The sequence below is a fragment of the Arthrobacter sp. FW306-1B-G06A genome, assembly GCF_058781765.1.
Genome location: NZ_JBYSXB010000006.1, coordinates 120,265 through 145,936, shown reverse-complemented (window position 1 = coordinate 145,936; position 25,672 = coordinate 120,265). Strand labels below are relative to the sequence as shown.

The following is a 25,672-nucleotide window of genomic DNA, read 5'->3' as shown; positions in this document are numbered from 1 at the left end:
CTAGAGCGAACGACGCGTTCTTGAGGCAGACAGCCCCCGGGCATCGCGGTACCTTGAAAGTGATCACCAGTCACACCGACGATCGGCGGCACCATGACCTCCAACCCCAATACCCCCTCCAATGGAGACGATTCACCCGTGGATCCCTTGGCAGAAATGCTGAAGAACCTGATGGGCGGGCAAGGCATGGGCAACATCGACCCCGCCGAATTGGCAAAAGCCGCAGGACTGCCGAACGACCCGAATATGCTGCAGCAAATGTTCGCCCAAGTGCAGGCCATGATGAGCTCCAGTTCCGAGGGCCCCGTCAATTGGCAGCTTGCCCACGAGAACGCCCGCCGTGTTGCCGCCGCGGGCACGGATCCGTCGGTGAATGCCCTGCAGGCCCGCGAAGTCGACGAAGCGCTCCGCCTCGCGGAACTTTGGTTGGATCCCGTCACCGATCTTCAGGCAACGGGCCTCATCGGCCGCGCCTGGTCGCGCGCTGAATGGGTGGAAGCCACCCTCGCCACGTGGAAACGGCTCACTGAGCCGGTGGCCAACAGCATCGCCAATGCACTGTCCGACGCCCTCACCCAGCAGATGCCGGAAGAAATGAAGGCCATGATGGGGGGCACCTCGTCCATGTTGCAGAACATGGGCGGAGCCATCTTCGGCATGCAACTGGGCCAGGCCATCGGGGCCCTGTCCGCCGAAGTGGTCAGCTCTACCGACATCGGCGTTCCGCTCGCTGATCTCGAGATGGCATTGCTGCCGGCCAATGTGGCGAAGTTCGGCGAAGGCCTGAGCGTCCCGGAGAATGACGTGCGGTTGTTCCTTGCGGTCCGCGAAGCCGCGCATGCCCGGCTCTTCGTGCAGGTTCCATGGCTGCGCGGACATCTCCTCGGGGCCATCGAAGCCTACGCCCGAGGCATCCACATCGACTTGTCCCGCGTCGAGGACCTCGCCCGGGACCTCGATCCCGGCAACCCCGAGGGAATTCAAGAAGCCCTGTCCCAAGGTGTGTTCACGCCCGAGCGCACTCCCGAACAATCGGCTGCCCTGGAGAAACTCGAAACTGCCCTGGCGCTGGTTGAGGGCTGGGTGGACGAGCTCACGGCTGCTGCCACCGAGAATATGCTGCCATCCGCCGTCGCACTCCGCGAGACTGTGCGGAGGCGCCGCGCCACGGGAGGACCCGCCGAACACGCGTTCTCCTCGCTGGTGGGACTCGAGCTGCGCCCGCGGCGCCTGCGCGAAGCCGCCGCGTTGTGGGCCGCGCTGAAGGACGAACGTGGAATCGCCGGCCGCGATGCCATCTGGCAGCACCCCGATTTGCTCCCCACGGCACACGACCTCGACGACCCGGCGGGCTTCACCGAACGACGCCGCCTGGCTGAAGCCAGCGACACCGAAGTGGACGACGCGCTGCAGAAGCTCCTCGAAGGTGGCTACGACGCTCCGAAGGATGAGGAGAACACAGAGGACAGTCCGGAGGCTCCGAAGCCTGAAGACGGAGATTCCCCTGACGACACGGAGCCCGGAGAGCCCAAAGCCTAGCCGCTCCTGAATCGCCTAATCGGCGTCGGCGTCCCAGCCCGCGGCTGGGGCACCGGCGCCTTCTTCATCCGGGCCAAGCCCCCGCGACGTCGCAAAGGCGACGCCTTCCAGGAAGGCCTTTGCCCGCTGTGTTTCGGGGTACGCCTCCAGCAAACGCCAAAACGCGGCGTTGTGCCCGGCCACCAGCAGATGCGCGAGTTCGTGGAGCAGCACATAGTCGATGACCCACTGCGGCATGGGCTGGAGCTTGTCCGAAAGCCGGATGGTCCCGTCCGCCGGAGTTGCCGACCCCCACCGTGACTTCTGGTTGCTCACCCAGCGGACCGACGTCGGGATGGACCGTCCGCCCAGATACTTTGACGATAGTTCCGCGGCATGGGCGGCAAGCGCTGTGTCGCTTGCGGGTCTCCTCCTGCCGGCACCGTGGGCGCCCCGCTCCCCCTGGCGCTTGAGCTTGTCCAGCATCCGCCGGACCCATTCGCTCTCTTGTGCCTTCGTGAAATGGGCGGGAATCGCGACGACGGCGTTCCCGTCCTCCCAGAATGCCGCCACGGTACGGCGGCGGCGGGCTGAGCGACGAACGACGACGGGCGCCCCGTCGTCGGTGGTCAGCGGCAAAGCGGGCTGGCCCGCGGCCCGCGGCACTAGGCGGATCCGTTCTCGACGAGAACTGCCAGCACGGCTTCGCCGTATTTTTCCAGTTTGGAGGGCCCGACGCCGGCGAGTTTCGCCAGGTCCTCAAGGGACTCCGGCCGGGCCTCGGCGATGGCAGTCAACGTCGCGTCCGTGAAGACCACATAGGCCGGAACCTCGTTGCTCAGGGCCTCTTCCTTCCGCCATTGACGCAAAGCCTCAAAGGTCTGGTCTTCGTACGTGGGCGGGCACTGGCTGCAGCGACCCACTTTGCGTTCGGCGCCGGTAGCGAGCATCGTGCCGCAGACCCTGCACGACGCCGGTGCCGCCGCCTTGCGCCGTGGCGTGGCGCGGCTGCGCGCGCTGGCTCCGAGCACCGAATCCGGGCGAAGCCCGTCGAGGAAGCGCGAGGGCTTGCGGTTGGCACGGCCACCGGGCGTGCGGGCCGTGGACCAGGACAGGTTCAGGTGCTCGCGTGCCCGCGTGATCCCGACGTAGAGCAGGCGGCGTTCCTCGTCCACGCTCTCGGGAGTGTCCGCGAAGGAAATGGGCATAAGGCCCTCGCTCAAGCCCACCAGGAACACGGCATCCCATTCCAGGCCCTTCGCGGCGTGCAGCGATGCGAGCGTCACGCCCTGGACCGTTGGTGCGTGCTGCGCAACCGAACGTTCCTGGAGTTCGTTGACGAATTCCATCAACGTGAATTCCGGCCCGCGGCTGGCGGCGAGTTCGTCCGCAAGCGCCACGAGCGCTGCGAGCGATTCCCAGCGTTCGCGGAGGGCACCGCCGCTGTGCGGGGCGGCATCCGTGTAGCCGAGCGAAGCCACGATGTCGCGGACCAGTTGGCCGAGCGGCTCCTTCGCGGAATCCTCGGCTACGGCACGCGTGGCGGCGCGCAACTGCAGGATGGCGTCCCGGACCTCCTTGCGCGCGAAGAAGCGCTCACCGCCCCGTAGCTGGTAGCCGATGCCCGCCGAGGCAAGAGCTTGCTCGTACGCTTCCGATTGGCCGTTGGTGCGGAACAGCACGGCAATCTCGCTTGCCTTGGTGCCGGCGTCGATCAATTCCCGGATCCGGCCCGCGACCACCGCCGCCTCGGCCTCGTCATCGGGGCACTCCATGAACCGCGGCTCCGGTCCGGCCGGACGCTGGGCAAGCAACTGAAGGGGTTTGGCCCAAGCGGCGTCGGCAACCGTTCCACCACTGCGGCGGGACCCCAGGAGATCGTTGGCCAGCTTCACCACTTGGGGCGTGGAACGGTAGTCACGAACGAGTTTGACGACCGTCGCCGAGGGGTACTGGCCCTTGAATCCCAGGAGATGCTTGGGAGAGGCTCCCGTGAAGGAGTAGATGGTCTGGCTGGCGTCGCCCACGACGCAGAGTTCGTCGCGGCCGCCAAGCCACAGTTCCAGCAGCCGCTGTTGCAGCGGGGAAACGTCCTGGTACTCGTCCACCACGAAGTGCCGGTACTGCTCGCGGACCGTAGCTGCCACTTTCGGGTCTTCCTGGAGGATGCCCACCGTGATCAACAGGACGTCCTCGAAATCGATCACGTTGCGGTCCGTCTTCACGTCCTCGTAGGACTGGAAAACCCGGGCGACGGCTGTGAGGTCGAAACCCCCGGGAGTGCCGCGGCCATGTGCGTTCTCGAGGTAGTTGGCCGGCGTCAGCATGGAAACCTTCGCCCACTCGATCTCCGCCGCGAGGTCACGGATGGAAGCACGATCGGTACTCAGCCGAAGCCGTCGCGCGGCTTCGGCGATCATGTTCGCCTTGTGGTCCAGCAGGTTCGGCAGGACACCGCCGACCGCCTGCGGCCAGAAGAATTGCAGTTGCCTGAGCGCTGCGGCGTGAAAGGTGCGTGCTTGGACGTTTCCGACGCCTAGATCCCGCAGGCGGCTGCGCATCTCGGCGGCGGCCCGGGAGGTGAACGTGACGGCCAGGAGGCGCTGCGGGCTGTAGACACCGGAGTGCACACCATAGGCAATGCGGTGCGTAATCGCCCGGGTTTTTCCCGTCCCCGCTCCGGCGAGGACGCACATGGGCCCGTTAAGGTTGCTGGCGACTTCCCGTTGCTCGGCATCAAGGCCGCCGAGAATCCGGTCCTCGAGTGAAACGGTGTCGCTGAAAATGCCGTCTGTCACTGCTGGAGGTCCTCGATGACGCCGCCGTACCAGTGCTCGATCAAGGAACGCGCAATCGAAAGCCTCGTGGAGATCGTGATCTCGCCGCTGAGCACGGCTGCCTGGAGTTCCGCGCGGCTGAACCAGCGCGCCCGGGTGACCTCGACGCCGTCGGGCCGGGCCTCGACGTCGTCAGTTGTTGCGGTGAACCCGAGCATAAGCGAAGCCGGGAACGGCCACGACTGCGAGCCAAGGTACTGGCAAGCGGTGACCCGTACACCCACCTCTTCCCCGATTTCGCGAACCACGGCCTGTTCGAGCGATTCCCCTGGCTCAACGAAGCCGGCCAGTGTGGAGTAGTTCTTGGCGTCAAGCGGCCCACCTCCACCGAGGAGAAGCCTGCCGTCGGAACCGACCACTGTGACGATGATGGCCGGATCGGTCCTCGGATAGTGCTCCGATTTGTCCCGCGGGCACCGCCGGACCCAGCCGCCGGCTTCGATTTCCGTGGGAGTTCCACACTGCGGGCAGTGGGTATGGGTGGCATGCCAGTTGGAAATCGCGCTGGCCTCGACAAACAAGGCTGTGTCCAGCGCACCAAGGCGGGCGGCTACCTCCCGGAATCCCGCCCAGGAGCCGTCGGCCGGAAGGCCCGCGGCTCCAGGCGAAACCGGCTCAGCAGGCACAAAGAGGACAATTGGGGTTTGCTTCGGGACGGAGGAAGCTGCAAGGGTCCGGCCGAGATAAATGGCAGTGAGCGGTCCGCCGGCGGCCTGGAGGGATTCGAAGAGCGGCGCGGCGTCGCCCAGCCACAGCTTGTCGCCCAGTACGAGCGCTTGGCGCTGCGACACCACCATGGCCTTGGCCGAACCCGAGGAGATCACTTCGTCAAGCATGCCCGGTTTCAGGCGTTCGGCAGATCCGCGGTCAACCATGGCAGGGCGCACCGGAAGAACAGTGTCAATAAGGTGGTTTGCCGGCGCCTGGAACTCGGTGAAACTCATGTACCTACCGTACTGACTCGCACCGACAATTGACATTTGGATCTTTCAGCGACGCATGCCCCTGGATCCGGTTTTCCAGCGGATCTGAAGACTCGCCGCACTGCATCGCTGCCAGAGGCGCTTGTCAATCTACCGTGGAAGACGTGAGAAGAACACCGTTCGAACTGGCCGCTGTAGCTACTGCGGCGGTGCCCGGCCTGACGCCGATGGCTGCCGCCTCTGCCCCGGATGATGCTGCCGATTTCGATTCGGCGCTCCTGCTGGACTCCGAGGGCAAACGGTGGCGTGTCCGTTCGCCGCGCCATCCGGAAGCCAGCGCCCGGCTGGAAACCGAGTTCATGATCCTGCGGGCTTTCGCGCCGGCGATCCGGGCCGAGCTGCCCTTTTTGATGCCCACTGTGGCCGGAACGGTGCGCCAAGGCGCGCTGAGCACCTTTGTTTACGCCCACTTGGCTGGGGCCACGCGCAGCATCGAAGAGTTGTCCACCTGCAGCGATGCCTTGGCCAAGGAGATCGGTGCGGCGTTGGCCGCCGTGCACGACCTCCCCCAATCCCTCGTCAATAACGCCGACCTTCCCAGCTACACGGCCAACGAATTCCGCCAGCGCAAGTTGAACGAGCTGGACCAGGCCGCCACAACGGGCAAGATTCCGTCCTCGCTGCTCCGTCGCTGGGAGCATGCGCTGGAGGACGTGGCGCTCTGGCGCTTCAACCCGTGCGTGGTCCACGGGGACCTCCATGAAGACAACCTGCTGGTCGACGGCGATAGCGTGACGGCCGTGACGGGGTGGACCGATCTGCGCATCGGCGATCCTGCCGATGACTTCGCCTGGCTCGTGGCGTCAAACGAACAGAAGTTTGTTGAGTCCGTCCTCCGGCACTACACGGAAGCCAGACGGGATACACCTGACAGCCACCTGCTGCGACGCTCGGCACTTCTTGCCGAATTCGCCTTGGCCCAGTATCTCGTCAAGGCCTTGGCGGCCGGTCACAGTGAGATGACGGCTGAAGCCGAGGCGATGCTTAAATCCCTCGCCGACGACATCGAGGAGCAAAACGCGTTGGCGGCCGAGGAGGCCGAAGCCGCCGCTGCGGAGCGTGCCGCTGCGGACGGGCTGGCGGCACCGGCAGTTGTCATTGCTTCCGAAGCCAAGGCCCCGGCGGGCGGCCCGGCGAAGCCCACGGTAAGTATCACAGCCATCCCGGAGCCTGCTCACGACGACGTTCCCGACGTTCGCCCGGAGACGGCCGCGGCAACGCCGTCGGTCACGGTTGAACCGTTGGAGGCCGCCGCCTCAGACGAAGCCGCCGCTGAGCCTGCGGGAGAATCAGCGAACGGGACCGCCTCGACGACGGAGACGGCGTCCGAATCCGACGACACGTCGACGACGGCCCTCCAGGTAGTGGAGCCCGCGCCACTCCAGGACGCCAAGGACCGTTAGTCCATCCCGGTCTAGCTGCCGTGGTTTCGGCTGCCTATTTGTTTCGCTTGCCCAGCGCGGAAGCGATGATCTCCTCCAGTTCCTCGGCGGTGCCCAGGTCGTGGGGCCTCACGACAGAGTCGTCGGCAACATAGTAAAACGCTGCACTGACCTGCTCCAACGGCACACCCTTGAGGCGCGCCCATGCCAGGCGGTAGACGGCCAGTTGCACGGCGCGGGTCTTGAGTTGCCTGCCGGCCGGGCGCTTGCCCGTCTTCCAGTCCACCAGTTCCCATGTGCCGTCCGCCCCGCGGAACACTGCGTCAATCCGCCCGCGCACCACGACGTCACCGATCCTTGTTTCCACGGGAACCTCGACGAAGGCCGGGGACCGGTGTGCCCATTCTGAATTGCTGAACGTCGCCACCATGTCATCGAGTCCATACGCTTCGTCGATGTGGGAATCGGAGCCGGGTGCTTCGTCGAGATCCAGCATGCCGGTGGTTCCGTAGTATTCCTCCACCCAGGAATGGAAGGCGGTGCCTTTGCGCGCCGAGATCCCGGGTTGCCGGGGCACCGGACGCCGGAGCTGGGCCAGGACCGCAGCAGGATCGTCTCCGAGATCGACGAACATGGACGCCGAGATGTGTCCGGGCAAATGGACGTCTTGGACGGGTTTCCGCCGCAACTGCCTTTCCAGCAACAGTTCCGCTTCGGCAGCCCAGCCGGCTGCCGTCCCGCGGAGGGACGTCAGCGAGGCATCCATGACAAGCGGCGAATCCGCCCGTAATCCTTCGACTGCGTCCCTGACCCGGATTGCCGCCGCCTCCATGGCAGCCCGCCGGCCCGGGACCAAGCGGAGCCGTTCCCCCGTGCGGGGGTCACTCGGGCCCTCAAGCGGATCGTAGGGGAAGACCGCCACCTCCGTTCCGACTGTCAAAGGGCTCTCCGTGGGCAGCGCGTCTTCGCTCAGGGACTGGGGATGAATGGCAGCGGCCGTTGCCCGGCCGGTCTCGCCTCCTGCCCCACCGGCAAGGCAGGCCAGCTCGGCAAGGAAAGGTGACGTCTCCGCAATGCCTGCCCGGGAACCATTCCACGCGGCGCTCGATGCCCACAGGACGAACTTTGCACGGGTATAGGCAACGTAGGCGAGTCGCCGCTCTTCGGCCTCACCGTGGTGCTGGACTTCCGATTTGAAGTCCTTTTCGGCGTCCAGCCAGCCCTTTTGGTCCGGCTGGTCCAGATCCCATTGAGGGAGGTCCGCCCGGTCGCCACGCAGGGGCCATGGCAAGGCAGCGGTACCGCTGCTCCACCGGGAGTCCCTGTTGCTCGGGAAGGCCCCGGCGTTGAGGCCGGGGACAAAGACAACGTCCCATTCCAAGCCTTTGGACGCGTGGACTGTCAGCAACTGCACTGCCTCGTGGTTCACCTCTGCGTCGGCCATGTCCAATCCACCTTCTTCTGATGCGGCCGCTTCAAGCCACCCCAGGAAGGCCAGGAGATCAACCCGCTGCGAAGTCTGCAGGAAACCCGCCGCGGCATCATGGAATGCGTCCAGGTTCCGGCGGGCCTGGTGGATGCTCGTCCCGGGCTTGGCAGCGACCTCAATGTCCAGCAGCATGGCACGTTCCACCTCGCCGATCAGCGTGCTCAGATCGTCTCCGATGAACCCCCGCAGGTTCCGAAGCTCCGCAGACAGCCGGCCAAGACGGTCCAAGGCCGCCGGGCTGAGGGAGCGTCCGTGACCGGAAGTCCACCCTGGGCGGGGCAGGAAGTCCAGCGCCTCCACAAGGCTGGCCGCATCAGTAATGTCGCTCTCCACGACTGTCTCCATCGGGCTTTCGTCCGCGTTGGAGGCATCGTCTGCAGTGCCGCCGTCTCCCGAGCCGCCGTGTGATCGCCGCCTGGCAAGGAACTGGGACCAGTCGCGGAAGGCCATCAGATCAGCAGTTCCGATCCGCCACCGGGCGCCTGCCAGCAAACGCATCAGGGCATCGGAACGGCCGGGATCTGCGAGGACCCGGAGCGCAGCCACGAGATCGACTACTTCAGGGGTGTCGAGGAGCCCTCCGAGGCCGACTATTTCGTACGGGATACCCTGGACCTCGAATTCACGCCGCAAGCACTCCATCTGTGCCCGACGGCGGCAAAGCACTGCCATGGTGGGGGAAACCGGCGTACCGTCTGCCGCGGTTTCAAAGACTGTGCGGCGGTAGCGGCGGACGTCCCGGGCAATCGCTGCGGCTTCGTCTTCGTCGGTGGCAAATCGTCCGAGAACAACGCTGCCGTCCGCCGCTGCCGGGCTCGGCTGCAGTGGAGGTACCGCCACAGTACTCTCTTCGGCCCTCGAGCCGGGGGCTCCCTCACTCGCGGCCGCCTTGTTAAGAGGCGCGGCAATGACGTTGGCGGCGGCCAGGATGTTGCGCCCGTTCCGCCAGGCAGTGGTCAGATACGAGGTGGGTGCCGTGGCAAGGGATGCCGGTCCCAAGCCGTCTTCCACCCGGACGGGAAATTCCTGGACAAAGTGGAACAGCTGGCCGGCCGAAGCACCCCTGAAGCCATAGATGGATTGGTTGGGATCCCCTACCGCCGTCACGGCATGCCCTCCCCCGAACAGGCGGGAGAACAAGACAAGTTGCGCGTGTGAGGTGTCCTGGAATTCATCCAACAACACAACCTTGTAGCGGGCCCGCTCGGTGGCGGCCGCCAGGGGTATGTCCTGGGCAATCTTCGCAGCGAGCGCAACGAGGTCTCCGAAATCGAGGACGCCGCGGTTCCTCTTGGCCTTTTGGTAACGCCCCACCATGTCCGCGACGCTGGCCCTGGTCCGCAACATGGCGCCTAGATCGCCGGCAGCTTGGGTTGGGTTCTTTTTCGCGGCGGACATATAGGGCAATTGGGCGAATTCGGACACCCGGTCCATTAACCAGCCCTGAACTTCGGCGGGTTCGCGCAAGTGTTCGGCGCACTCGCCGGCCAACTGCATCACGGCATTGACCAACGTGGACTTGGCAGCGGTGAAGTGCTCATAGTCGCCGTCGTACGCTTCGACCACTTCGCTCGCAAGCTGCCACGCCTGGGCGCCGCCAAGCAGGACCACATCGCGCTCGATACCCAAGCGCAGGCCGTAGTCGGACACGATACCGCTGGCGTAGGAGTGGTAGGTAGACACTTTGGGTTCAAGCTCGTCGGAGCCTGCAACCCCCTCCGGGAAGCCGTACTCCCCGTTGTCCGAGGATGCGATGCGCTGCAGGGTGGCCAATTTCGCGCGGATGCGGCTGGCCAGCTCCCCTGCGGCTTTACGGGTGAAGGTGACGCCAAGGACCTCTTCGGGGCGAACCCACCCGTTCGCGACGAGCCACACGACACGGTCCGCCATGGTAGCGGTCTTGCCGGATCCAGCGCCGGCGATGACCAGCCGGGGGGTCAACGGTGACGCAATAATGGCGGATTGCTCTTCCGTGGGACGGTTCCGCTCGCCGAGGATATCGGCCAATTCGCCGGGCGAGAATCGAGGTTCCGGCAGTACGGCGGCTTCTTCGGAAGCCTCTCCGGCTTCGATTCCGGCGAGTGTCTGGACGGTCATTCGGTGACCTGCTTTCCCCTGGCGCACAATGGGCAAATATCGGGCAGTCGGCAGCCGTGGCCTCCGTGGCTGCCTTTTGAGGGATCGTGGCGTGCTTCGAAGCTTGCTCCGGCCATGAGCACGGCGGCCTCACTGACGAGGTCCTGCGCCCAGTTATCTCCCGGGTCCAGGGGCTCTTGCGCTTGGACCACGGGCGTCTTCGTCTTGGTTCCCAACTGTGCCAGGACGGCACCGCCCGGAAGCCCCGGAACAGGGAGGTCCTGGAACGCCCCGTGCAACACGGCCGCCTGATACGCACCGAGCTGGGGGTGCGTGGCGAGTTCGGCTTTGCCAGGCTGGCGTTTGCCGGTCTTGAGGTCGACAATCACCAGCCTGCCCTCCGCATCTATTTCCAAACGATCCACTTGTCCCCGAAGCACAGCGTTCCGGCCAGCATCGGGATCCTCGGCACCGTGGCCCAGGCGCACTTCCGGCAGCGGAACCTCGAAGTCCGCTTCGACCGCCGCCAGGCTGCGGCCCTCGCTCCGCATGACAAGGACGTATTGGGCGAGTTTCCGGACCATCTGCTCTGCCCGTTGGAAGTCCAGCCTGCCTTCCCAGTTGTCCTTCATGCCCAGGGTGGGCCAGCGACGCACGAGCTCCGCGACATACTCGGCGCCGGAAGCTTCGGGCAGTTCCTGGGCAATCGCATGGACCAAGGTGCCCAGGCTACGGGCAAAGTCGGTAGCGGCTTCGCCACCTGCCGCTTGGACAAACCAGTCCAAAGGCGATTTGTGCACAGTTTCGACCTTCGAAGGAGAAACGTACACGGTGCCTTCCGCCGGCACTACCGGCGCGTCGCTGCTGAGCGGTGCCAATCCCCACCAGGAATCCGGATGCGCCCCCGGCACTGCAGGCGACGCGGTGGCGAGGTGTGCCAGCACGCGCGCGGCTTCGGCGGCGTCCTCGGCCACGCCCGGTCGGGCAAGCGCGGCGTCGTCCGGCTGAACCCGCTGCCTCAACTCGGCCACCAAGGCGCGCAGGGTCATGGGCCGGCCAACCGGCGTGTACTCACGTTGGTACTGCCCCGGCTCCAAAGGCGCCACATAGTCGAGAAAGGCAGACTGCTGCTCGTCTTCCGAAGAAACCGCGGTGCAGATGAGGACTTCCCGGGCACGCGAAACCGCTGTGGAGAAGCTCCGCAGTTCGTCGTAGCGGATATCCCTCAGCCTGCTGAGGGGCCCGCGCTGCAAGGCGTGTTCAACTCCATGCTCCACGGCATCGGCAAACAAAGTACTGCCGAGGAGCTCACCCCGCAGCCTCGTATTGGGCCAGACTCCCTCCTGCAGCCCCGCCACGATGACCACGGCCCACTCCCGCCCGGCCGCGCTGGCCGGCGTCATGAGCTCCACCGCTTCCTCCAACTGGGCCCTGGCGGCAAGGGTGTCCATGGGGAGTTCCTGGCTGAGGAGATATTCCAGGAACTGTTCGGGACCGGAGCCGGGAAGCTGGTCGACATAGCGCTCGGCGGTGTGGAACAAGGCCATCATGGCGTCGAGGTCCCGGTCCGCGCGGGCGCCGGCAGCGCCGCCGTCGAGCGCCATTTCCGTCCAGCGTGAAGCCAGCCCCGTGGCTTGCCACAACGCCCACAAAACCGTCTCCGCGTTGGCTCCGGGTTCGGCGGCTGCCGAACGTCCTGCCGCGATCATGCGGGCCAAACGCCGGGCCGAACTACCCTCGATGCCCAAAGACCCCAGCGCCCCCGGCTCCAGCAACGCTTCGACCAGCAACGCATCGCTGGACCGTCCACCACCGCCCAAGAGCTCCTCCCGGCGCAAGGATTGGCGCAGGCGGCGCAACTCGATAGCGGTAGCTCCGCCGATCCTCGACGTGAGAAGCGAGACGGCAGACTCAGGCGTCAGATTGGCGGCGTCCAAAACCACCCCGTACACCTCGAGCAGGGGACGGACAGCCACTTCGTCGCGGACAGCGGAATCCGCAACGGGGACACGGACGGGGATTCCCTGACCGCTCAGGTACCGCTGCAGTTGCGCCAATTGCCCGCCGTTGCGCACGATCACTGCGATGTCGCCGAACTCGTAGTTCCCGCGCAGCTGGGCTTCGAGGATGCGTTGTGCCACGTAGCGCAATTCATGGACTGTGGAGGGCAGGACATGTGCTTCGACCCGGCCCGCGGCTTGATTGGCTCCGGAACGTGCCACCTCCGCCGATGCGGGAAGTGGGTCCAGGCGCCGGGCCAGCTGCCCTCCCGCGCGCTGCGAAATACGCGCAGCCACGCCCGTCCACGCTTTTGCGACACCGGGCAGGTGCCGGTGGGTGTGCCATAGAGGAAGCTCCCGAACGACACCTTCAAGGCCGCCGAGAAGCCGCGGGAGTTCGGCGACGAGGTCCGGACGGGCACCGCGGAATCCCTGGACCACGGTGTCCGGGGAGGACGCCACCAAAACGTCCTTTCCTTCGGCGATGTCCGCGAGCAGTTCAAACACTGCGGGATTTGCCTCTTGGACGTCGTCCACGAGTATCAACTGCAGCCGCTCGCGCTCAGCCGCCAGGAATCCGGGCGAGTCCTGGAAGATCTGGCGCGCGGCGGTGATGATTCCGGCCGGGTCGAAGGCTTCCGGCATGCGCAGGTCCAGGACGTCGCGGTACTCCGAATAGAGGTCTGCGGCGGCTATCCAGTCCGGCCTGCCGCATTCGTAGGCGAGCGACGTAAGATCGTCCGCCGTGCGGCCGGATTCGATGATCCGGTCGAAGAGCTGCCGGATCTCCTGCCGGAAGCCACGCGTGGGCAGCGCGGCGGACAAGTCCTGCGGCCAAGGAAGTTCAAAACCCGGCCGGGCGTGCCCCTCCAGCAGTTCCTTGATGATGAGGTCCTGTTCCGGCCCCGAGAGCAACTTGGGCGGCCGCTGCAGCGACAGCACGCCCTCGGCTTTGGCTCGCCGGATCAGGTCGAAAGCGTATGACGCCCAAGTGCGCGCCGGCGTCGTACTCAAGCTGCGGTCCAAGCGCCCCGTAAAGGTGTCCCGCAACGCCGACGCCGCATGCCGGCCGGGTGCGAGAATCAGGATCCGTTCCGGATCCACGCCGTCACGCTGAACCCGCCGGACGGCGGTTTCCACCAGCACAGTGGACTTCCCGGTGCCGGGCGCCCCTGGTATCAGGACCGGCCCGGATCCGTGCGGGAGCCCGACGACGGCGGCCTGGTCGGCGGACAACTCCGGCGCTGCGTAGTGGACCTCGCGCGGCGGAAGCAGGCGCAAGCGGGCAGGCGCTTGCCGCGATGGTGCTTGTCGCGATTGTGCCTGCCGTGGCGCCGGCGTTGCTTCCTGCGTTGTTGCTTGAGGTGTCGGTGTTGGACTCACACGGTCATTTCATCATCGGGTACCGACAATTTATGGAGCTGACGCTCGAGTTGCTCAGAGATCGCATCGATACTGTCGAAGTCACGGTCCGTCGGGGCCCACCGGGCGAGGGTCAGGTCAACGCGCCAGCGGCCTTCGCCGATCCGCAGATACTCCGCGTAGGCGCCGTGCAGCGGCGTTCCCTCGTCCAAGTAGTGGTGCAGCGCTTCCGACTCAAGGCCTGGGGGCGCCTCGCCACTGGCACGCAGTACGCGCCACCAAGCCACGGTGCTTCCGTGGTGGCTCATGACCGATCCGATCTGCCGGGGACCGCCCGAGCCCAGAAGCTCGGCAACATCCCCATAGGACACGGCAACGCCGGGCGGCATGAGATCCACGACGGCCAGCACCGCCGTCACAAACTCCATCCGCATGCCCCCAGCCTATCGGCATGGGCCGCCGGATCGGCGCAGAAGGAGTGTCGCTCCGGTTCTTGTCGGAGGGCGCCGGTAGCGTTGAAGCATGAGCTCCTGGAATACCCTCCCCCGCGCCGCGTTCGACCTTGAGACCACGGGACGGAACTCCCGTTCCGCGAGGATCGTCACCGCTTCGATCACCGTAGTGGACGACGACGGCGGCGTCATCAAGGAACTCGAATGGTTGGCGGATCCTGGTATCGAGATTCCCTTGGAGGCCAGCGAGATCCACGGCATCACCACGGAAAAGGCGAGGGCCGAGGGCCGACCGGCAGCAGAAGTGACGCGCGAAGTTGCCGCCGCACTCCAGGAACTGTTCGACGACGGCGTGCCGGTCATTGCGTTCAACGCGAGCTATGACTTCACGGTCTTGGCCGCCGAATCCGCCCGCTACGGCGTGCCGCAACTGAGCCGTTTCCCCGTGCTTGACCCCTACGTCATGAACAAGCAGGTCGACCGGTACCGCAAGGGCAAGCGGACCCTGACCGCTTTGTGCGAGGAATACGGGGTGAACCTCGATAACGCCCATACCTCCGCTGCGGACGCCCTCGCCACCTTGCGCGTCCTTGATGCCATGGCCGGCAAGTTCCCGAAGCTGCAAATGCCCGCTTCCAAGCTGCATCACCTCCAGGTTGATTGGGCAGCCGCACAGGCCGCCGATTTCCAGAGCTACCTGCGCAAGACCAAACCAACGGCAGTCATCGAAGGCAATTGGCCGGTTCTTCCCCCGGAAGATGCCAGCCGCGGAGACTTCTAAGGCTTCCGGACTTTCAAAACGCCCGTCCACGTACCGGACGCTTTTCCGGCGTCCGCATGATGGGACGCACGTCACATCGCTATTGCTGCCTGAAAGCCAGCTGGACGTCATTCACGAATTCCCCTCGATACCCGAGTGACGCGGCACCTCAAGGGCACTTTCCATACTTCGCTGAATTTAATTCGGAGTTTCCGGGAATAGCACGCCTTATCGTCGTCAATTTATGGCTGAATGAGTGGATGACATAATTAAGTTTGGCGGGTCGAGTTCTGATATTGCGGCCCAAACCTGCTTTGGCTGCGTTCCCCGCCCGTCTCGATACGAACGCGTGTTCCCCGATGAAAGTGATTTGCTTGATGAAAATCAAAGCCCTGAAGTGGTTCTCTGCTGTCCCTGTGGCTGCAGTTCTCGCCGTCTCCCTGGCCGCCTGCGGTGGCGGAGCGGGCAGCACCAGCAGCGCCTCGCCGACCGACGCCCTCCAAGGCAGCGACCAGAAGACGCTGGACAAGTACACCACCAAGGACGTCACTCCGGTGGACAAGATCGACAAGTCCAAGCTGGGCCTGATCACCGACGGCACCCTGCGCGTCGGCACGCTCTCGGACGCCCCGCCGAACATCTTCATCGATCCCTCAGGCAAGTTCACCGGCTATGACAACGAACTCCTGCGCGCCGTCGGCGCCAAGCTGGGCCTCAAGGTCGAGTTCGCCTCCACTGACTTCTCGGCGCTGCTCTCCCAGGTCAAGAACAAGCAGTTCGACGTCGGATCCTCCTCGATCTCCACCACGGACAAGCGCCGCGAGACCGTCGGCTTCACCAATGGTTACGACTTCGGCTACATGGCCGTCGTGACCAAGACCGACTCCAAGGTCAAGGGCTTCGCGGACCTCAAGTCCGACGTGCGCATCGGCGTCGTCCAGGGCACCGTCCAGGACGACTACGTCACCAACACGCTCAAGCTTGAGCCCGTCCGTTTCCCGGACTACAACACGGTTTACGCCAACGTAAAGAGCGGCCAGGTTGACGCTTGGGTCGCCCCGTCGCAGCAGGCAACCGGCCAGGTCAAGGACGGCGACAACACGAAGATCGCCGAAAAGGTCGTCAACACCCAGAACTTCACTGCCTGGGCCGTGAACAAGGACAACCAGCCCCTGATCGACGCCCTCAACTCCGGCCTTGACGCCGTGATCGCAGACGGTACCTGGACCAAGCTGACGGCCGAGTGGTACAAGGACCGCCCGACCCAGGCTGAGCAGACCCCTCAGGGCTGGAAGCCGGGCAGCAAGGCCGTCCAGATCCCGGCCAAGTAACCCAGGCGTTCCATGGATCTCCAGGAAATCCTCAAGCAACTCGGTGAGACCTTCCTCGATTGGAAGGCGATAGGCGAAGTCATCCCCAAGATGTTCGCCGTCGGCTTGCCGAATACCATTGTCTTGGCCGTCACCTCGGGCGTGATCGGAACTGTGCTCGGCATGGCGCTCGCCTTGATGGGGATCTCCCGGAACCCCGTGGCCCGGTGGATAGCCCGCATATACACCGACGTCCTTCGTGGGCTGCCGCCCGTCCTCACCATCCTCGTGATCGGCCTCGGCTTCGGCCCCATCATCCGTCAGCTGAGCGGCTCCACGAGCCCGTATCCGTTGGCCGTCGCGGCGCTGTCCCTGATGTCGGCGGCGTACATCGGCGAGATCTTCCGTTCCGGTATCCAGAGTGTTGACAAGGGGCAGCTCGAGGCAACACGCGCCCTGGGGTTCGGCTACGGCCCTGCCATGCGGCTTGTGGTGGTTCCCCAGGGCGTCCGGCGGGTCCTGCCGGCGCTGGTCAACCAATTCATTGCGTTGATCAAGGAGTCGTCGTTGGTCTTCCTCCTTGGCTTGCTCGCCTCAGAGCGCGAGATCTTCCAGATTGGCAAGGATGCGGCCTCCACGAGCGGAAATCTGTCGCCCTATGTAGCGGCAGCAATCTTCTACCTGGCGCTGACCATTCCATTGACGCACTTCGTGAACTGGATTGACCGCCGTCTCAGGACAGGCCGGCCGGAAAAGAAGGAACCGGACGAGGCAGCCGCCGTCGTCGGGAAGGGAGCCCAGGCATGAGCGAATTCGCTTCAGGAACACTGACGGCCAAGAACATCCACTTGTCCTTCGGGTCGAACCATGTCCTGCGCGGCATCGACCTGCACGTCGAGAAGGGCACCACGGCTTCCGTGATCGGCCCTTCCGGCTCAGGGAAATCCACGCTCCTGCGCGTTATGAACCGGCTCATCGAACCCGAGCAGGGCGACATTCTGCTCGATGGCCGTTCGGTACTCAAGGACAACCCGGATGAACTGCGCCGGCGGATCGGCATGGTCTTCCAGCAGTTCAACTTGTTCCCGCACAAGACAGTGGCGGAGAACGTGTCCTTGGCCTTGCGGAAGCTCCGTGGCATGTCCAAGGAGCAGGCGCGGGAAGACGCCCTGGCCCAACTGGACCTCGTAGGGCTCAAGCACAAAGCCGACGTCCGGCCAGCCAACCTCTCCGGCGGGCAACAGCAGCGAGTGGCCATTGCCCGCGCGCTTGCCATGAAGCCCGAGGTGATGTTCTTCGACGAGGCAACATCGGCCCTGGACCCTGAACTGGTCAAGGGCGTGCTCGCGCTCATGACCGATTTGGCCAAGGGCGGCATGACCATGGTGGTGGTAACCCATGAGATGGGCTTCTCAAGGAACGTCTCCGACACCGTGACGTTCATGGACGCAGGCGTCGTCGTAGAGACCGGTTCGCCGGAACAACTCTTCACCGAGCCGCGGACCGAGCGCCTGAAGGGCTTCCTTTCGGACGTGCTCTAGGCCTTAGCAACGGGGAACCCCCGGCTTTCAGACGAAACACCCCTCGTGGTGAGCCGTCCGGTAGCCGGGGATTTTTCGTGGCCGGAGCTACTTCCCGGCCTTCACCTGAAGGACAGTCAAGGCCGCGGCATCCACTGAGTCGCGGAATCCAGGATCGGTCTGCGCCCGTTGCAGCACCTGGGCATACATCGCCGGAACTGAAGCAGTGTCCGCGCACAGAACCATGGTGCCGCCCGCCCCGATGAAATTCGTTGCCCTGTCCCCCATGCTCCAGGGAGACAGCTGCACGGCATTGCACAGATCATCGGACACGATGACGCCGGTGAACGCTGCGTCCGTCCGCAACATGGTGCGCATGATCACCGATGAAAACGGCGCCACATGGTCGGGATCGATCTTGTCGTAGTAGGCGTTCGAAATCATGACCCACCGGAGTCCCCGGTCGATCGCTGCCTTGAACGGCATCAGGTAGGGATCCGTCCGGGTGGTTTCGGTGTCGTGGACGTTCGCGCTGACGTCGGTGTTCAGGCTGACGCGCCCCATTCCCGGAAAATGCTTGACCACCGGCGCCACCCCTGCGTCCCGCAATCCGTCCGCCATCGCGTTCCCATGCTCGGACACCGCCGCCGGATTGAAGCCGTATTCGCGCTTGAACGCCCCAATGGGCTTATTCGAGGGTGCAAATTCGGGGCTGGGCACCGTATCCAGTACGGGTGCCAAATCAACATTCACTCCGGCCTGCAAAAGTTGGGACCCCCAGTTCCGGGCGTCGGCGCGAAGTTGTTCCGGGCTCGAATTCCCTTGGTCCAAGGCTGCGGGAATAGGCAGGAACCCGGGTCCCCGGAGGACTTGAACAGAGCCGCCTTCCTGGTCCGTCGCGACGGACAGCGGCAAGCCACGGCTTGAGGCCGGCGAAATGCCCGCCCTCAGCTTTGCCACAACTGATGCCGTCGCCGCGACCCCTGCCTGGCTTCGTCCGGCCAGATAGATATTGCCCACGTGGTTGTTCAGGAGGTCGGCCACCGCGCTCGAATCGCTTCCGTCGGCCTTGGCCGCCACCATGAACAACTGCCCTACCCTTTGTTCCAGGGTCAGGCCCGCGAGCCGCTGTTCCGGCGTCGGGTGTGGAGGCGGCGGCAAGCCAGTGGGCCCGGCGGGAGTAGCAGAAGCAGGCGGCGATCCCGCGGGCGGCGAGCTGGAAAAACCAGGCGTCGGGACGGCCTGTGGGGCAGTTGGCGTGGCGGGCGGGTCCCCGGCCGCCACCAAACCGCCGTCAGCGGTATCGGCATGCGCAATTCCGGCGAATGCCCCGGCCATCAGGGCGAAAAAGATGAACAGTGGAATTCTGGACGGCTTGAGCAGATGAATCATCGCCTTGTCGATTCGATCGTTGCCCACAGCCTGCTCCCCGGCCGGCAGTGGGCGCAAGGAACAGGCTGCAAAGCATCGGAAAAGCGCCGTAGGTCAGGCTGCGGCCTCCGCGGCCGCCTTGGCCGCAGCGGGAAGGGCGTCGAAAATCCGGTTCATCGCGGCATCGTCGTGGGCAGCGGAAAGGAACCACGCCTCGAAGACCGACGGCGGCAGGTAGACACCGGAGTCCAGCATGGAGTGGAAGAACGGTGCGTAGCGGAAGACGTCCTGGGCCTGGGCGTCGGCGTAGTTGTGGACTCCGTTGGCCGACGTACCGAAGGCCACCGAGAAAAGGTTCCCTGCGCGCTGGATCGAGTGGTCCACGCCTGCGGTGTCCAGCGCCAATGAGAGTGCCGCCGAGAGTTCCAGCGAGCGGGCATCCACGAAGCTGTAGACCTCCGGCGTCGCGAGCGTCAGGGTGGCGACGCCGGCGGCCATTGCCACAGGGTTCCCGGACAAGGTTCCTGCCTGGTACACCGGGCCAAGGGGCGCAAGGTAATCCATGACGTCGGCACGTCCGCCGAGCGCCGCCGTCGGCATCCCGCCGCCGATGACTTTGCCGAAGGTCAGCAGGTCCGGCGTCCAGCCTTCCTGGCGGCCTGTGAGGCCCCAGTAGCCCGCGTAGCCGGTGCGGAAGCCGGTGAGCACTTCGTCCAGGATCAACAGCGCGCCGTGTTCGCGGGTGATGCGGGACAGGCCTGCGTTGAAGCCGTCGTTCGGCGTGACCACGCCCATGTTGGCGGGAGCGGCTTCGGTGATGACGGCAGCGATGTTGTTGCCGTGCGCAGCAAAAGCGGCTTCCACCGCACCGAGGTCGTTGTACGGCAGGACGAAGGTTTCAGCGGCGGCAGCTTCGGTGACACCGGCTGAACCGGGCAGAGCCATGGTCGCAAGGCCCGAGCCAGCCGCGGCGAGCAGCCCATCGAGGTGACCGTGGTAGCAGCCGGCGAACTTGACGATCAGGTTGCGGCCAGTGAACCCACGGGCCAAGCGAACGGCGGTCATGGTGGCCTCGGTGCCCGTGGACACCATGCGGATGCGTTCGACGGCGGAGACGCGTTCCTTGACGATCGCGGCGAGGTTTGCCTCATCGGGTGTCGAGGCACCAAAGGACAAACCGCGGTCGACGGCGGCATGGACGGCGTCGAGGACTGCCGGATGTGCGTGACCCAGGAGCGCCGGACCCCATGAGCAGACGAGATCGACGTATTCGCGGCCATCTGCGTCGGTGAGGTAGGGACCCTTCGCCGAAACCATGAACTTCGGGGTGCCGCCGACGGAGCCGAAGGCGCGCACCGGAGAATTGACGCCGCCGGGCATCAGGGATCGGGCGCGGTCGAACAGCTGGTCGGAGACAGGGGTGTTTGAAGTCATGGTGTCCATTCTTTCAGGGATTCGGGACGGTTCAGGCACCGGAAAAGTGGGCTCAGGCGTCGGCAAGCTGCTCGGCCACCAGTGGGGCCACCACAGTGCCGAAGAGTTCGATGCAACGCATCATGGATTCGTGGGGCAGGGTTCCGTTGCTGTATTTGAGGTCGAAACGGTCAACGCCGAGGTTCCGCTTCAGCAGGACGATCTTCCGGGCGACCGTTTCCGGGGAACCGACATACAGGGCTCCTTCGGGTCCGCACATGGCGTCGAACTCGCCCCGGCTTGCCGGTCCCCAGCCGCGTTCCGCGCCGATGCGGTTTCGCTGGGCCAGCCAATGCGGGAAGAGTTCCTCCCGGGCTTGCTCGTCGGTTGGGGCAACGTAGCCAGGCGAGTGCGTGGCAATTTGCTGCATGGGGTGCCCGTATTTTTCCATTGCCTCGCGGTAGAGCTCCACGAGCGGGGCAAAGCGGCGCGGTTCCCCGCCGATGATGGCGAAAATGATGGGGTAGCCGTATTGCGCGCAGCGCAACACTGATTCTGGAGTACCGCCCACACCGATCCACGTTGGCAGCAAGTGGTGTTCCAGCGGCGGAAAGACGCTCATTCCGTTCACGTTCGGCCGGGTGCGGCCTTCCCAATGCACCGGCTTCTGCGCCCGGACCTTGTCGAAGAGTTCCAGCTTCTCCTCGAACAGGACTTCGTAGTCGGCCAGATCCAGGCCGAACAGCGGGAACGATTCCACGAACGAGCCGCGGCCCAGCATCACCTCCGCACGACCATTGGAGAGCGCGTCAACGGTGGAGAAGCGCTGGAAGACCCTGATGGGGTCGTCGGAGCTGAGCACGGTGACGGCCGAACCGAGCTTGATCTGCGATGTCCGGGCTGCCGCGGCCGCGAGGAAAACTTCGGGCGCCGAGACGGCGAAGTCGCGCCGGTGGTGCTCCCCCACCCCAAAGGCGTGAAGCCCGACGGCGTCCGCCAGCTCCGCTTCCGCCAGCAGCTCCCGCAAGACCTGGGCATGCTGTTTCGGGTTGCCGTCGGCGTCCACCCCGGCGTCACCGAAAGTATTCAGCCCGAGGAGGATCTCCGCGGCTCCGACAGGGGCCGTGGGAGTGGAAGCGGTATCGGTCATCAGGACTCCTTAAGCCAGCCGGCAAGTTCGGAGGCCCAGTACGTCAGCACCATGTCGGCGCCGGCCCGCTTGATGCCGAGCACGGATTCTGTGATGGCGCCGCGGCGATCGATCCAGCCGTTCGCGGCGGCCGCTTCGATCATGGCGTATTCACCGGAGATTTGGTAGGCCGCCACGGGTACCGGGCTCATGGCTGCGACGTCGGCGAGGATGTCCAGGTAGCTCATGGCCGGCTTGACCATCACCATGTCAGCGCCTTCTTCGAGGTCGAGTTCCACCTCGATGATGGCTTCCCGGCGGTTGGCGGCATCCATCTGGTAGGTCCGGCGGTCACCCTTGAGCTGCGAGTCCACGGCTTCGCGGAAGGGGCCGTAGAAAGCGGAGGCGTACTTCGCCGCGTAGGCCAGGAGCGCGGTGTTCTGATGTCCGGCCTCTTCGAGGGCCTGGCGAATCACGGCGATCTGGCCATCCATCATCCCGGACGGCCCTAGGACGTGGGCACCGGCGTCGGCCTGCGCTACTGCCATTTGGGCGTAGATTTCGAGGGTGGCGTCGTTGTCCACGTAGCCGTTGGCGTCCAGGACACCGCAGTGGCCGTGATCGGTGAATTCGTCGAGGCATACATCGCCCATGACCACCAGGTCATCGCCGACTTCTGCGCGGACGTCGCGGATGGCCTTGTTCAGCACGCCGTCGGGATCCAGGGAAGCTGTGCCGCGGGCATCGCGGACTGCCGGAACACCGAACAGCATGATTCCGCTGACACCCAATTCCACGGCTTCGGCAGCGGCACGTTTGAGCGAGTCCGTGGTGTGCTGCACGACGCCGGGCATGGAACTGATCGGAGCCGGTTCGCTGAGTCCTTCGCGAATGAAGGCGGGCAGGATGAGGTCGGCGGGAGCCAGCCGGTGTTCGGCAGTCATCCGGCGCATGGCGGGGGTGGTGCGGAGCCGGCGGGGCCGGTGGTTTGGAAAGCTCAACTTTCGTTCCCTTCGGTGTCGAATACGGTGCGTAGGGCGGCCACGATGCCGGCGGGTGTGGGTTCCTTGGCGGTTGCCGCGACCGGGATGCCGAGGGCGGCCGCCTCTGCCGCCGTCGAGCGCCCGATCGCAATGAAGCGGCAATCCCGCAGCGGCGCCAATGAGGCGTGGATGCGGCGGGCAGCGCTGGGTGAAGCGGCGACGACGGCGTGGAGCCGTCCGCCGGAAAGCTCGGCCTTCGCGGCTTCCGGGGTGAGCTCCGGCGCCCCGGCCCCGCCCGCGTGCCAGCTGTTCGCTGCTGCCAAGGCGGCAGTCAGCCGGCGTTCGGGGGCCGCAGGGTAGTCCACGGTGTGGTAGGCCGTCACTGCCTGGACCGAGGCCCCCTTGGCTTCGATACCGTCCAACAACATCGCGGCGGCAATGTCCGCTTGGGGCAACAGAACGTTGGCCGGGCCTGTCGGCCAGGCGGAGACGAGTCCTGCGGCCGACTGGACGTCCTCCGGCGCGAGGTCCACCGGAATGCCTTCCGCCTCGAGGACCCGCCTGCTCGACGGACCGATCGTCGCGATCCGGACGGACTCCGGAATCAGCTCCTTCAGCTCCAAGCGCCGCTCTGCTGCCTTTTCCTTCAGGGCACGCACAGTGGTGATGCTGCTGACCACCAGCCAGCTGTACGCTCCCGCACGGAGCGCGTCCAAGGCGACCTCAAGGGAATGCTGGTCGCGGGCACGCTCGAAGTCGATCAACGGCAACAGGAGCGGCTCCGCGCCGGCTTCGCGCAGGGCGCTGACCAGCGGGGCGGCACGATCCGGGCTGCGCGTCACAAGAATCCGGGCGCCTTCAAGGACCCGGGCCTCTCCCGACTTCACCGCGCTGTGCCGTCCCATGGTCTCCTGTTGGCTCCGGTTATCGGGAAGCTGCAAGATCTGTGATGTCCGCGGCACCCGCGGCAAGCAGGAGCTCGGCGACTTCGATTCCCAGCAACGTGGCGCCCACCTCAGTGAGCCCGTCCGTGGCTTTTTTCTCACGCACCGACTTACTCCCGTCCACAGCGCAGACGACCGCTTCCAGGTAGAGCATGCTGCCCTTGCGGTAAGCGTAGGCGCCCACGGGCGCAGCACAGCCGGCTTCGAGGCGGGCCAGGACGGCCCGCTCCGCAGTGACGGCAAGCCGGGTGTCTTCGTCGTTGAGCGCGGCCAGGGCCTGGGCGAGTGCCCCCTGGGAACCTTCACCGGAGCCGGACTGCCCGGGTGCGTCGGCCGTGCGGCACTCGATCGCGAGTGAACCCTGTCCGGGGGCAGGAAGCATGATGTCGGTCTCAAAGAACTCTGTCACGACGTCGAGCCTGCTGATCCGTTCCAGTCCCGCGGCGGCGAGGACGACGGCGTCGAGGTCGCCGGGTGCGTCGTCTGCATTCCCGGCGAGCCCCGGAACACGGCCCAGCCGGGTGTCCACGTTGCCGCGGATGTCCACGACGTCGAGATCCGGGCGGGCGGCGCGCAACTGGGCAGCGCGGCGCGGCGATCCGGTGCCGACCCTTGCGCCTGCTGGAAGATCCACCAGTTTGAGCCCGTCACGGGCGCACAAGGCGTCCCTGACGTCGACGCGCTTGGGCGTTGCGGCGATGGTGAGTCCGAGTGCCGCACCCGTGGGGAGATCCTTCAAGGAGTGAACAGCAACGTCGCACGCGTTCTCGAACAGCGCGTCGCGAAGCGCGGCGACGAACACTCCGGTGCCGCCCATCTGGGACAGGGAACCCGTCCGGAGATCGCCTTCGGTCTTGATGCGCACCAGTTCAACGGGAAAGCCACCGACGGCGGCCAGCTGGTCCGCGGCCTGCTGGCTCTGGGTGAGCGCGAGTTTGCTCGCGCGGGTACCGATCCGAACGGTCATTTCGCGCTTTCTCCTGCGGGGTAGGCATCGTGTCCGGTGCCGACTGTGGTGTCCGCACCCGCAATCGTGGGCTTCTCTCCGCGGAAGTTGGCGCAGCAGCCCGGACGGCAGATGTCGTACCACGGGCCCAGCCCGGTCATGGCGGGGCGATCGGCGATGTTGTTGGCCACCGTCCGCTCGCAAATGAGGTCCACCAGGCCGGAAACGAACTTGCGGTGGGTTCCAGGCGTGGGAACCCGTGTTGCGGCGAGCCCGAGGTTCTTGCACGTTTCCAGGGCCTCGGTGTCGAGGTCCCAGGCCACTTCCATGTGGTCGGAGACGAAGCCAAGGGGTACGATCACGACGCCCTTGATCCCTTGGCCGGCCAGTTCCTCGATGGCATCGTTGATGTCCGGCTCAAGCCACGGAACGTGCGGGGCGCCCGAGCGGGACTGGTACACCAAGGACCACGGCGCGGTGAGCCCGGATTCGGATTCAACCCGCCGGACAACTTCGGCGCCGGCAGCCAGGTGCTGTGCCACGTAGGCCGAGTCCTGCTCGAAGTCGCGGGGCTCGCCGTCCGAACGTCCGGCGGCCTCGGCGTCACGGGTCGGAATGGAGTGCGTCGCGAACAGGATGTGCACCGGCGCGCCCTGGAGGCCGTCCGCTGCCAGTTTCTCCTGGACCTCAGCAAGTCCTGCAGCCGTTCCTTCCACGAAGGGCTCGACGAAACCTGGGTGGTCGAAGTACTGGCGTACCTTGTCCACTTCGAGTTTGCCGTCGAGGCCGGTCTCGGTCAGCGCGATGCCGATGTCCTCGCGGTACTGGCGGCAGCTGGAGTAACAGGAGTAGGCGCTCGTGGTGACCATCAGCAGCTTGCGGTGGCCGGCGTCGTAGGCTTCCTGGAGCGTTTGCGGGATGTAGGGGTCCCAGTTGCGGTTGCCCCACAGCACGGGCAGGCTGATGCCGCGCGATGCCAACTCCGCTTCGAGGGCGGCCTTGAGGTTCCTGTTTTGCTGGTTGATGGGGCTGATGCCACCAAAAGCGCGGTAGTGGTGGGACACCTCTTCGAGGCGCTCATCCGGGATGCCGCGGCCACGGGTCACATTGCGAAGGAAGGGAATGACGTCGTCCTGGCCTTCCGGCCCGCCGAAGGAGGCGAGGAGGACGGCGTCGTACTCTTTGGGAGCCATGCGT

The 25,672-nt window shown here is 65.4% G+C and carries 19 protein-coding genes; 6 read left to right on the top strand and 13 right to left on the bottom strand.

The window, feature by feature from the left end:
• The first annotated feature begins 93 nt into the window (after window positions 1–93).
• Window positions 94–1,539 (top strand): zinc-dependent metalloprotease, encoded by a 1,446-nt coding sequence (locus AC3WJM_RS05110; RefSeq protein WP_492271303.1) that lies wholly within the window; start codon window positions 94–96, stop codon window positions 1,537–1,539.
• 15 nt (window positions 1,540–1,554) lie between these two features.
• Here AC3WJM_RS05110 and AC3WJM_RS05105 read toward each other — a convergent pair whose 3' ends face one another.
• Genes AC3WJM_RS05105 through nudC form a run of 3 tightly spaced genes read right to left on the bottom strand, consistent with a single transcriptional unit; the run spans window position 1,555 to window position 5,299 of the window.
• Window positions 1,555–2,184, bottom strand: coding sequence for a M48 metallopeptidase family protein (locus tag AC3WJM_RS05105; RefSeq protein ID WP_441437165.1), 630 nt, complete (start codon window positions 2,182–2,184; stop codon window positions 1,555–1,557).
• Entirely contained in the window at window positions 2,184–4,316 is a 2,133-nt protein-coding gene (locus tag AC3WJM_RS05100; protein WP_307055328.1) for an ATP-dependent DNA helicase UvrD2, read from the bottom strand. Before AC3WJM_RS05100 ends, AC3WJM_RS05105 begins: the two co-directional genes overlap by 1 nt.
• Window positions 4,313–5,299, bottom strand: coding sequence for an NAD(+) diphosphatase (gene nudC, locus AC3WJM_RS05095; protein WP_332601953.1), 987 nt, complete (start codon window positions 5,297–5,299; stop codon window positions 4,313–4,315). Before nudC ends, AC3WJM_RS05100 begins: the two co-directional genes overlap by 4 nt.
• Window positions 5,300–5,442: 143 nt before the next feature.
• Here nudC and AC3WJM_RS05090 point away from each other — a divergent pair, with 143 nt between their 5' ends.
• Entirely contained in the window at window positions 5,443–6,741 is a 1,299-nt protein-coding gene (locus tag AC3WJM_RS05090; protein WP_332601954.1) for a macrolide 2'-phosphotransferase, read from the top strand.
• Between the two features lie 34 nt (window positions 6,742–6,775).
• Here AC3WJM_RS05090 and AC3WJM_RS05085 read toward each other — a convergent pair whose 3' ends face one another.
• The 3 genes from AC3WJM_RS05085 to AC3WJM_RS05075 form a co-directional block, all read right to left on the bottom strand.
• Window positions 6,776–10,306, bottom strand: a complete 3,531-nt coding sequence (locus AC3WJM_RS05085) for an ATP-dependent helicase (RefSeq protein WP_492271302.1) — start codon at window positions 10,304–10,306, stop codon at window positions 6,776–6,778.
• Entirely contained in the window at window positions 10,303–13,566 is a 3,264-nt protein-coding gene (locus AC3WJM_RS05080) for an ATP-dependent helicase (RefSeq protein ID WP_492271311.1), read from the bottom strand. The genes AC3WJM_RS05085 and AC3WJM_RS05080 overlap by 4 nt, the downstream gene beginning before the upstream one ends.
• A gap of 98 nt (window positions 13,567–13,664) precedes the next feature.
• Window positions 13,665–14,081 carry an MGMT family protein gene (locus AC3WJM_RS05075; protein ID WP_306964314.1) on the bottom strand — a complete coding sequence of 139 codons (417 nt, stop codon included), beginning with the start codon at window positions 14,079–14,081 and terminating at the stop codon, window positions 13,665–13,667.
• A gap of 88 nt (window positions 14,082–14,169) precedes the next feature.
• Between AC3WJM_RS05075 and AC3WJM_RS05070 the strand changes: the two genes are divergently transcribed.
• The 4 genes from AC3WJM_RS05070 (at window position 14,170) to AC3WJM_RS05055 (ending at window position 17,710) form a co-directional block, all read left to right on the top strand.
• Window positions 14,170–14,880, top strand: coding sequence for a 3'-5' exonuclease (locus tag AC3WJM_RS05070; protein ID WP_059387510.1), 711 nt, complete (start codon window positions 14,170–14,172; stop codon window positions 14,878–14,880).
• Window positions 14,881–15,236: 356 nt separating this feature from the next.
• On the top strand, window positions 15,237–16,190 hold the full coding sequence (locus tag AC3WJM_RS05065) for an ABC transporter substrate-binding protein (protein ID WP_284751584.1): 954 nt from the start codon (window positions 15,237–15,239) through the stop codon (window positions 16,188–16,190).
• Window positions 16,191–16,202: 12 nt separating this feature from the next.
• Window positions 16,203–16,976 (top strand): amino acid ABC transporter permease, encoded by a 774-nt coding sequence (locus AC3WJM_RS05060; protein ID WP_059387509.1) that lies wholly within the window; start codon window positions 16,203–16,205, stop codon window positions 16,974–16,976.
• Window positions 16,973–17,710, top strand: coding sequence for an amino acid ABC transporter ATP-binding protein (locus AC3WJM_RS05055; RefSeq protein WP_306964309.1), 738 nt, complete (start codon window positions 16,973–16,975; stop codon window positions 17,708–17,710). Before AC3WJM_RS05060 ends, AC3WJM_RS05055 begins: the two co-directional genes overlap by 4 nt.
• Window positions 17,711–17,797: 87 nt before the next feature.
• Here the strand turns inward: AC3WJM_RS05055 and AC3WJM_RS05050 are convergent, their stop codons facing one another.
• From AC3WJM_RS05050 to AC3WJM_RS05020, 7 genes are all read right to left on the bottom strand, one after another.
• On the bottom strand, window positions 17,798–19,108 hold the full coding sequence (locus AC3WJM_RS05050; RefSeq protein ID WP_492271301.1) for a glycoside hydrolase family 3 N-terminal domain-containing protein: 1,311 nt from the start codon (window positions 19,106–19,108) through the stop codon (window positions 17,798–17,800).
• A gap of 66 nt (window positions 19,109–19,174) precedes the next feature.
• Complete coding sequence (gene hemL / locus AC3WJM_RS05045; RefSeq protein WP_492271300.1) at window positions 19,175–20,494, bottom strand: glutamate-1-semialdehyde 2,1-aminomutase; 1,320 nt, start codon at window positions 20,492–20,494, stop codon at window positions 19,175–19,177.
• A 52-nt stretch (window positions 20,495–20,546) separates the two neighbouring features.
• Window positions 20,547–21,623, bottom strand: coding sequence for an LLM class flavin-dependent oxidoreductase (locus AC3WJM_RS05040; RefSeq protein WP_059387508.1), 1,077 nt, complete (start codon window positions 21,621–21,623; stop codon window positions 20,547–20,549).
• Window positions 21,623–22,603 carry a porphobilinogen synthase gene (hemB, locus tag AC3WJM_RS05035; RefSeq protein ID WP_284751590.1) on the bottom strand — a complete coding sequence of 327 codons (981 nt, stop codon included), beginning with the start codon at window positions 22,601–22,603 and terminating at the stop codon, window positions 21,623–21,625. Before hemB ends, AC3WJM_RS05040 begins: the two co-directional genes overlap by 1 nt.
• Window positions 22,600–23,490, bottom strand: a complete 891-nt coding sequence (locus AC3WJM_RS05030) for a uroporphyrinogen-III synthase (protein WP_492271299.1) — start codon at window positions 23,488–23,490, stop codon at window positions 22,600–22,602. The genes hemB and AC3WJM_RS05030 overlap by 4 nt, the downstream gene beginning before the upstream one ends.
• Before the next feature lie 19 nt (window positions 23,491–23,509).
• On the bottom strand, window positions 23,510–24,496 hold the full coding sequence (hemC, locus tag AC3WJM_RS05025; RefSeq protein ID WP_492271298.1) for a hydroxymethylbilane synthase: 987 nt from the start codon (window positions 24,494–24,496) through the stop codon (window positions 23,510–23,512).
• Window positions 24,493–25,668, bottom strand: coding sequence for a ferrochelatase (locus AC3WJM_RS05020; RefSeq protein WP_284991564.1), 1,176 nt, complete (start codon window positions 25,666–25,668; stop codon window positions 24,493–24,495). Before AC3WJM_RS05020 ends, hemC begins: the two co-directional genes overlap by 4 nt.
• Window positions 25,669–25,672: the final 4 nt, after the last annotated feature.